This is a genomic window from Bradyrhizobium sp. LA2.1 (assembly GCF_040547725.1).
GTDB lineage: Bacteria > Pseudomonadota > Alphaproteobacteria > Rhizobiales > Xanthobacteraceae > Bradyrhizobium > Bradyrhizobium barranii.
Genome location: NZ_JBEPQI010000042.1, coordinates 45322 through 52862 on the forward strand (window position 1 = coordinate 45322; position 7541 = coordinate 52862).

Genomic DNA, 7541 nt, shown 5'->3' on the forward strand with positions numbered 1-7541 from the left:
GCCCTACTAAGGGCAAACAGCGGTTCGTCGTATTGATGGTTGCGTATGAGTCTCTCCCTGGCGCCACTTTGGTACTCGCTATTGCCGCCAAGTCCGGCGGATTACTTGCCTCGAGGCACCCACTGTGTTCGTCGGTCGCGCGTGTCGTGGGAGCCCGACGATGTGCCGATCGGTCGTCGCTCAGATCGGCTTTGTTGGCACTGAAACACCAGAGTCCGCCGAGCGGTCGTCCGCCGCGAGGCGCGTTAGTACGTCCATGAACTCGCTGAACCGCTCGCAGTCGCGCAAGTACAACAGGAAGCGCATCCGCGGCATCTTCGTCTACGACGAGACCGGCCGCTGGCTCGCCACGACGGAGGACGTCGATCTCGCCGGCCTCAACAACAGCGATCGCGACTACTTTCAATACCACCGCGTCAATACCGACCGGGGCACCCTCATCGGCAAGCCGGTCAAGAGCCGCTCGGGCGGACAGTGGATCATCACCGCCTCGCGCCGGTTCAATCACCCGGACGGCAGCTTCGCCGGCGTGGTGCTGACGAGCATCGATGTCGCATATTTCACCGAGTTCTACCGACGCTTCGATATCGGGCCGAACGGAGCGGTGTCGCTGCTGAACACCGGCGGCATCCTGCTGGCACGGAGCCGCGACGACGATGGCGCCTACGTGGGACGCGACATGTCAGGCTCGCCGCTCTTCCGGACCCTGAACAGCCGCCCCGACGCCAGCGTCTACTACTTTAAGTCTCCGCTCGACGGCCGTCAGCGGCTCAGCTTCTATCAGGTCAGCAGTCACTATCCGATCGTGATCCTGGCCACCAAGGATCAGGACGACGTGCTGGCCCCTTGGCGCGAACAGGCCTTGATGCGGATGGGCATCGTCGCCGGCCTGACCTTGGCGCTCGCTCTGCTAGGTCTTTGGCTCGTACGATACCTGTCGCAGCGGCAACTGATGGCCGCGGCCATCGTCGCCAAGGAGGCCGACTTCCGCCTCTTGGCCGAACAGTGCAGCGACGTAGTGATGCGGATCGGTCTCGACGAACGCATCCTCTACGCCTCGCCATCGTGTGCGCGGATCCTCGGCTGGGATCCCGCCAAGCTGCTGGGAACGTCCGCCCTCGCCGGTCTCAACTCAGAGGACCGGCCGCGGGTCGAGCAGGTCGTCGCGGCCCTGAAGAACGGCGAGGCGGAGGAGGCGCGGATCATCTACCGGTCGCCTCACCGCGAGAAGGGCGAGATCTGGGTCGAGACCGCGCTGCGCGTTACCCGGTCGACCGAGACCAACGAGATCGACGGCGTGGTGGCGATCTCGCGCGACATGACCGAGCAGAAGGATCTGCAGGACAAGCTCGCCGCGCTCGCCATCTCCGATGGCCTGACCGGCCTTGCCAATCGTCGGCATTTCGACGAGCGTCTTGCCGAGGAATGGGCCCGGGCCAAGCGCGACGGCGCGCCGCTGTCGCTGCTGCTGATCGACGTCGATTACTTCAAGAAGTTCAACGACCAGTATGGCCACCAGGCCGGCGACGCCTGCCTGCGCGCGCTGGCGCGGATCCTGGAAGCGCACGTACGACGACCCGCCGACCTCGCCGCCCGCTACGGCGGCGAGGAATTCGCACTGCTGCTGCCGAACACGGACTCCGAAGGCTGCGAACAGGTCGGGGAAAGGGTGCGCGGGGCGCTGCGCCAGCTCGCAATGCTGCACGCCTCGAATCTACCTTCAAAGATCGCAACGGTCAGCCTTGGGGGCGCGACGAACCTGCCGGCGCAAGGCGCGAGCGACTGCGGTACTCTGGTGGCCGCGGCCGACCGGGCGCTCTATGCCGCGAAGGATGGGGGCCGGGATCGGCTTATCATGGCCGGACGGGTGATTGCCTGGCCCGACGTCAAGAGGGCTTAGACGGTAACGGATTCCGTCGACGCAGCGTGGGCTCAACTTGCTTCCTGAGGGTATCGTCGCAACCTGACTGGGCCGACCACCTGCAGGCGCCGATGGCCGAAGCGATCGAGGTTCATCGACTGATCACGAGCGCCGCTTTAAGAGCGGCGCCTGCGGCTCGCGTGAGCACGGGATCGAACCTTAAGGATCGCGGCGACGCAATCGTCGCGTTCCCCCGGCCGCCTTAGGGGGAGGTACGCGCAGCGGCGTTGCCAACTATTAGCTCGCTCTCCGCTCAGACTCCGCCAAGGACTCAAGCCGCGGCACTTCGAGGCTCGGTATCTCCGGCATGGCCTTGCCGGCGATCGCCTGCAGATCGCCGACCATGCCGACCGTCGACTCCACGACGGCCAGGATCTGCGTCTCGCGTTTGGCCCACTGACGGCTCATGAACTTGCGCTCCTTGTCCAAATCGTCGCGCATGTCGTTGAATTTCTCAACCACAGCTTCGACCCGCTGCCGGAACTTCATGCCGGTCAGGTAATGATAAACCTGCTCCATCTTGGTCTGCTGACCCTGCTGAACGAGGCGAGAGCTGCTCACGTCGATCAGAGCTTGGCGGAGCGCCACGGCGACAGGCAATGCGCAACGCGGATGAGCCACCCATACACCGTCAACCAGGTCAAATTGCTCTATATGTTTCGGCAACGTATGCGAGATGATCAGAGCGACGTCGGCGCCGGAACGACGCTGGTCGTCGCGTAATTTGGCGAGCCACCCGTCACTCCACGCCTTGGTGCGCTTGGTTTCCCAAAGGATGATGCCGGCAGATTGGCCAATAGCACCATTGACCTGTTGAATAACGTCCGCCCCAAGCTCACCTTTGCCAACCGGCTCAATCGAATCGGTTGGAAAACGCCCGCGCAGAAGCTCTTCCAGCTCGAGTTCGAGAACCTCTCCCTGAGATTGCTGTGATCCCTGTTCGGCCTTGCGCTTAAGTTCCTCGATGGTGCGTGTCATCGACTCGATGGTCTGGTCCTTTTCGGCAACGCGCAAGCGCGCCGCCTCATCGGCTTCCTGCCTGGCCTTGATCTGGATTTCACTGATTGAAGCCTGAACGCGCTTCTCTATCGTCAGGTCGAGTTCGCGCTTTTCTTCTTCGAGCGCCCGCTGTTGCCGCATCAGTTCGGCCTGCTGCTTTTGGGCCTCGGCAAGCTTCGCGTTGTTGGTAAGCAGGGCGGCCCGTAGCTCAGCGGCTTCCGATTCCTTCGCCTGGAGCTCGGCCGCGGCCGCCTCCCGCGCCTTCTTGCTTTCGGCCGCGACCAGCTGGGCGCGTTCGGCGGTCAATCGGTTCGCAACCTGGTCCTCGATTTGCTCGCGGTCCTTGGCCACCTGCGCGCGTTCCAGCCGCAGCACCTCGGTCTTGCGCTCCATCTCGGCATCTTTGCTGGCCAGCTGCTGTTGAAAGCGCTGGCGGGTTTCAGCGAGGAGGGGAGCGGCCAGCGACTCCGTCAGCCGGATCTCGTGATTGCAGTTGGGACAATGCAGGGTCGGTTCGTGCGAAGCGCCGGCGGCGGTTGCTTTGAAACTCATGAACATCCCCTGTCATCGGTGCGGCCGGATTCAACATGATCCGCGCGCGATTGCGATGTCGCCGCCCTCGATGTCCACATTCGTGTCGTCAATCAGCGGCTTGATCGACCGGTTTTCCACCGAATCCGCATCATCGACATGTCAACGTACCCGCCTGCCTGCGCGAGGAATAGCCGGCGGTTCATTGGTCGAAGGAATCATCCCTAAATCTCCGACGCCGATCTTGACCGCGTTCTTCCGGGGCTGGAGTGTTTAGCCATCATCAGTCCAACCGCGAACCTTTTCACCGCACACCTCCAACGAAAACCAGCGGGGGGAATGTCGTGAGTCGACAGAGGCTCACGAATACTCCTAAGATGTAGAGGAAGTAAGTTCGCGGAAGCCGAGTACGGGTGGGGCAGTGAACTTCCAGGTGACGGTTCTCAAGGTGCTGGTCAGCTATCCAGACGGGTTCGCCGCCATGGCGGATCTCAAGCGCGATATGGCGATTCTGGCGACAAGCGGACCGGACTGGGCCGAACGGACAAAGCGATTGGCAGCCCGCGTGCCCGACCTGGATATCTTCTCCCAAGGTCTCATCGAGCGGATGAACGGCGGCTGGCGTGTCACTGATAAGGGACGCGCGGTTCTCGAGATCATGGAGGCTCGGCCCGCGCCCGCCCAAGCAACGGAGCTGCATGTCCGCGCGGTCGAGGAGCCGACCCCAGCCACGACTCTGAAGATGCCTTTGATAGCGCCAGTTCGACGCATGCGGAAACGAAGCCGACGCGACGCTGTCCGGCGAAGACAAGCGACTGCGTCGTAACAAAGCTCGATTAGGGGCTGACCAGCGAGTCTCGGCTTTCGGAAAGGCGGTTCCAAGGGCCGGTGGAAGGAGGTTTGCTGTGGGTTTATGTTGCCCCAATTTTGCTTAGCTGGACTGCGCAAAACGGTCAGATTTGAAACTTTGAGGTTGGTTTGAGAACATGCTAATTTACTTAGTATGACTGAGCAAAATGAAAGAAAGCTAAACAAGCTCGAGCGAACCCTCCCGCAGGGGCTTCTCGTCGATGCCGCCTGGATGGAGCGACATGGATACTCCACCAGCCTACGCAGCCAATACGTATCGGCTGGCTGGCTGGTTCAGCCGGCGCGGGGATCCTTCAAGCGCCCGCTCGGCGAACTCTCCTGGCAGGGTGTCGTCGTTTCACTTCAGCGACTGCTCGGCTCCGATCTCGTCGTTGGCGGACGTACCGCCATCGAAGCGCAAGGCTTTGGCCACTACTTGAGCCAGGCGGGTCCTTCGGCCGTACATCTATATGGAACGCGGCCTGCTCCCGGCTGGCTCGGCAAACTCCCCCTCAAACAGAAATTCCGCGTTCACCGCGCGCAAAGTCTATTCACAACGCACGGGAGCACGCACGGATCAAAGTCGGGTACAACGCGGGAAATACCGGCACCATTCGACTGGCCTCTCACGGTGTCGACGCCCGAACGTGCGTTCCTCGAACTGCTCGACGAATTGCCCCGCCACGAAAGCTTCCATCAGGTCGATGCACTCGCGGAAGGCTTGAGGAGCCTGAGTCCCCGGCGGCTGCAAACGCTTCTGAACGACTGCAAAAGCGTCAAGGTCAAACGATTGTTCTTCTGGTTCTCGGAGCGGCATCAGCACGCCTGGCTCAAACAGATCGACAAGTCGAAAGTCAATCTCGGCACGGGAAAGCGCATGCTCGTCAAGGGCGGCAAACTCGACACCAAATACCTCATAACCATCCCAGACGACCTCAATGCCCCTGTCTGAACAATATCGGCATCAAGTGGCCTTGTTGCTCGAGACGATTCCGTTCGTCGCGACGGAGCCCGATTTTGCGCTCAAAGGCGGCACCGCCATCAATCTCTTCCACCGCGACATGCCGCGCCTGTCGGTCGATATTGACCTGACCTATCTGCCGGTAGCTCCGCGCCCCGAATCTCTTGCTGCGATTGATGCAGCGATGAAGCGCGTGGCAGCGGCCATCAGGAAAGGATTGCCGGGCGCGCGGGTGACGGAAGTCGTCAACGCTCGTGAAAAGATCGCCACCAAGCTGACCATCCAGAAAGGCGACGCGCAGATCAAGATCGAGGTCACGCCCGTGATCAGGGGCTGCGTCTTCGAGCCGGAGCTGCGCGATGTCTCGCCTGGCGTCGAAGAAACGTTCAGCTTCGCACAGATGAAAGTCGTTTCGTTCGCCGATCTATACGCCGGCAAGCTCGTCGCGGCGCTCGACCGGCAGCATCCGCGCGACCTCTTCGATGTCCGCGATCTGCTCGCCAACGAAGGCATCACGGACGATCTCCGCAAGGCGTTCATCGTCTACCTCATCAGCCATGACAGGCCGATTTCCGAGGTCGTGGTTCCTCGCCGCAAGGACATCCAGCACGAATTCACGCACGGCTTCGAGGGCATGACCGCAGATGAAGTAAGCCTGGACGAGTTGCTCGATGCCCGGGAAACGCTGATCGCCGAAATCGCGGGAAAAATGCCGCAAGCTCACAAGGATTTCCTCACAGGGTTTAAGCGCGGCAAGCCGGATTGGAGCCTGCTGGGCGTCCCTGGCGCGGCGGAGCTGCCGGCGGTGCGCTGGAAGCAGATCAATCTGGACAAGCTTCCTGCCGAGCACCGGGCGAAGCTCGTGGCGCAACTCGAGGAAGTCTTGCGTGATGCCTGAGGTTGGAGGAGGGGGATCTCCGTCGAGCACGCGTGTGGCAACTTGTTCAGACGACATCTCCGGGGTACGCCGCCACCCAGCGAGCCCCGGAGCTTGCGGGCTTCAGCTCAGTTGCCTATCGCGAGCCTGACCCCGACTGTCTCATAAAACTTTTGAATCGTTGGCTCGGATCGATTCATTTATTTAATTGGACGGTTGATTCGGGAATTGCGATTCTGGCGCATGTCCGAACTCACCGTGCAATATCTCGTGCTCGAGCGGCGCGATCCGGCCCGCAACATGGCGCGGTTTTACGTGCTCACGATCGAGCCGACGCTGTTTGGCGATACGGCCTTGGTGCGCGAATGGGGTCGTCTCGGTGGGCGCGGCCGACGGCGGCTCGATCTGTTCGATGGTCAGGTGCAGGCCGTCGAGGCCCTCGAGTCCTGGCTCAGGCGCAAAACCCGTCGTGGTTATGTCCAGCGGCAATTTTCGCGCGCGGAATCCGGGTGCGACGCGCCGCAAGCCGGCTGATCTGGACAAAATGTCCGCGCAAGTCTATCAAAGTAATCCGAAGTCATCTCCGGTCATATTCCAAGAATTGCCAAAGTATTCCATAATGAAGGTTATGCGAATCACTAAAATTGCTGTAAATCAATAACTTAGCTGCATGATTCCAAATATGACGCTGTGGATGGTCCAAAAAAATTGGGAGCGGATTGAAGGCGGCGAGGCTGAAGCGGCCCGCTCGCGCGGTGACTGAAGTTCAAAACAACGCCTGGATGGTTTGCACCTGCTGCTGTCCCTAGTGATAAGGACTCGGCCTTGAGGTGGGTCTCTTCTGAAGCAGCGAAGGGGTGCTCGGATTCCTTGCTCGCGAATGTAGAGCCTTCCTAGGAGGCGTTCGCCCTCGATCGTTCGCGAGCCGCGCGGCGGCGCTGCCGGCGTTCGCGCCGGCGCGGGTCCGACTCCGCCGGAAGCCGCTGCGGAGGCACGGCTGGTTTGGGCGGCGCGGGTCGAACCTCTTCGACGCGCTGCGGCTCGTTGGCGCCGGGCCGAGCCTCCATGAGGTCGAGCACGGAGCGCCCTTTGTCCGTGATACGCCAGCCGCCATTCGGGCGTTCGATGAAGCCTTGCGAAAAGATATCAAGATCAGGCACGCGGGAAGCTAGGCGTTTGGTGCGTTCGGCCCAGTCCTTCCCGCTAGTCGCAAGGATCGCCATATCGCGTTTGAGGTCCGCGATCGAAGCGAACCCGCCCGGGTAGCTCACGAGGATCTTCAGGACTGTGACCTGGAAATTCACCGGACTAGTACCCGGAATCAGAGCTGAGTGATACGGCGGCCTTTGAAGGGGCGTTGACGAACCTTTTTCTTGGTCCAGACGAAGGGCTCGGCTTTGTCA

7 protein-coding genes are annotated in these 7541 nt (G+C 61.3%); 5 read left to right on the forward strand and 2 right to left on the reverse strand.

From position 1 onward, the window contains the following. Positions 1–256: 256 nt before the first annotated feature. Positions 257–1900 carry a diguanylate cyclase domain-containing protein gene (locus tag ABIB95_RS44425; protein ID WP_354116369.1) on the forward strand — a complete coding sequence of 548 codons (1644 nt, stop codon included), beginning with the start codon at positions 257–259 and terminating at the stop codon, positions 1898–1900. A 258-nt stretch (positions 1901–2158) separates the two neighbouring features. Here the strand turns inward: ABIB95_RS44425 and ABIB95_RS44430 are convergent, their stop codons facing one another. Beyond that, positions 2159–3472 (reverse strand): DUF2130 domain-containing protein, encoded by a 1314-nt coding sequence (locus ABIB95_RS44430; RefSeq protein WP_354116370.1) that lies wholly within the window; start codon positions 3470–3472, stop codon positions 2159–2161. A 400-nt stretch (positions 3473–3872) separates the two neighbouring features. Here ABIB95_RS44430 and ABIB95_RS44435 point away from each other — a divergent pair, with 400 nt between their 5' ends. The 4 genes from ABIB95_RS44435 to ABIB95_RS44450 all read left to right on the forward strand — a co-directional run bounded on the left by ABIB95_RS44435 (position 3873) and on the right by ABIB95_RS44450 (position 6672). Next, entirely contained in the window at positions 3873–4277 is a 405-nt protein-coding gene (locus tag ABIB95_RS44435; protein WP_354248832.1) for a hypothetical protein, read from the forward strand. Between the two features lie 177 nt (positions 4278–4454). Beyond that, complete coding sequence (locus ABIB95_RS44440; protein WP_354116372.1) at positions 4455–5252, forward strand: type IV toxin-antitoxin system AbiEi family antitoxin domain-containing protein; 798 nt, start codon at positions 4455–4457, stop codon at positions 5250–5252. Continuing rightward, a complete protein-coding gene (locus tag ABIB95_RS44445; protein ID WP_354116373.1) occupies positions 5239–6159 on the forward strand; it encodes a nucleotidyl transferase AbiEii/AbiGii toxin family protein in 921 nt (306 codons plus the stop codon). Before ABIB95_RS44440 ends, ABIB95_RS44445 begins: the two co-directional genes overlap by 14 nt. Positions 6160–6381: 222 nt before the next feature. Next, a complete protein-coding gene (locus ABIB95_RS44450; RefSeq protein ID WP_354116374.1) occupies positions 6382–6672 on the forward strand; it encodes a WGR domain-containing protein in 291 nt (96 codons plus the stop codon). 359 nt (positions 6673–7031) lie between these two features. Here ABIB95_RS44450 and ABIB95_RS44455 read toward each other — a convergent pair whose 3' ends face one another. Next, complete coding sequence (locus ABIB95_RS44455; RefSeq protein WP_354116375.1) at positions 7032–7442, reverse strand: hypothetical protein; 411 nt, start codon at positions 7440–7442, stop codon at positions 7032–7034. Positions 7443–7541: the final 99 nt, after the last annotated feature.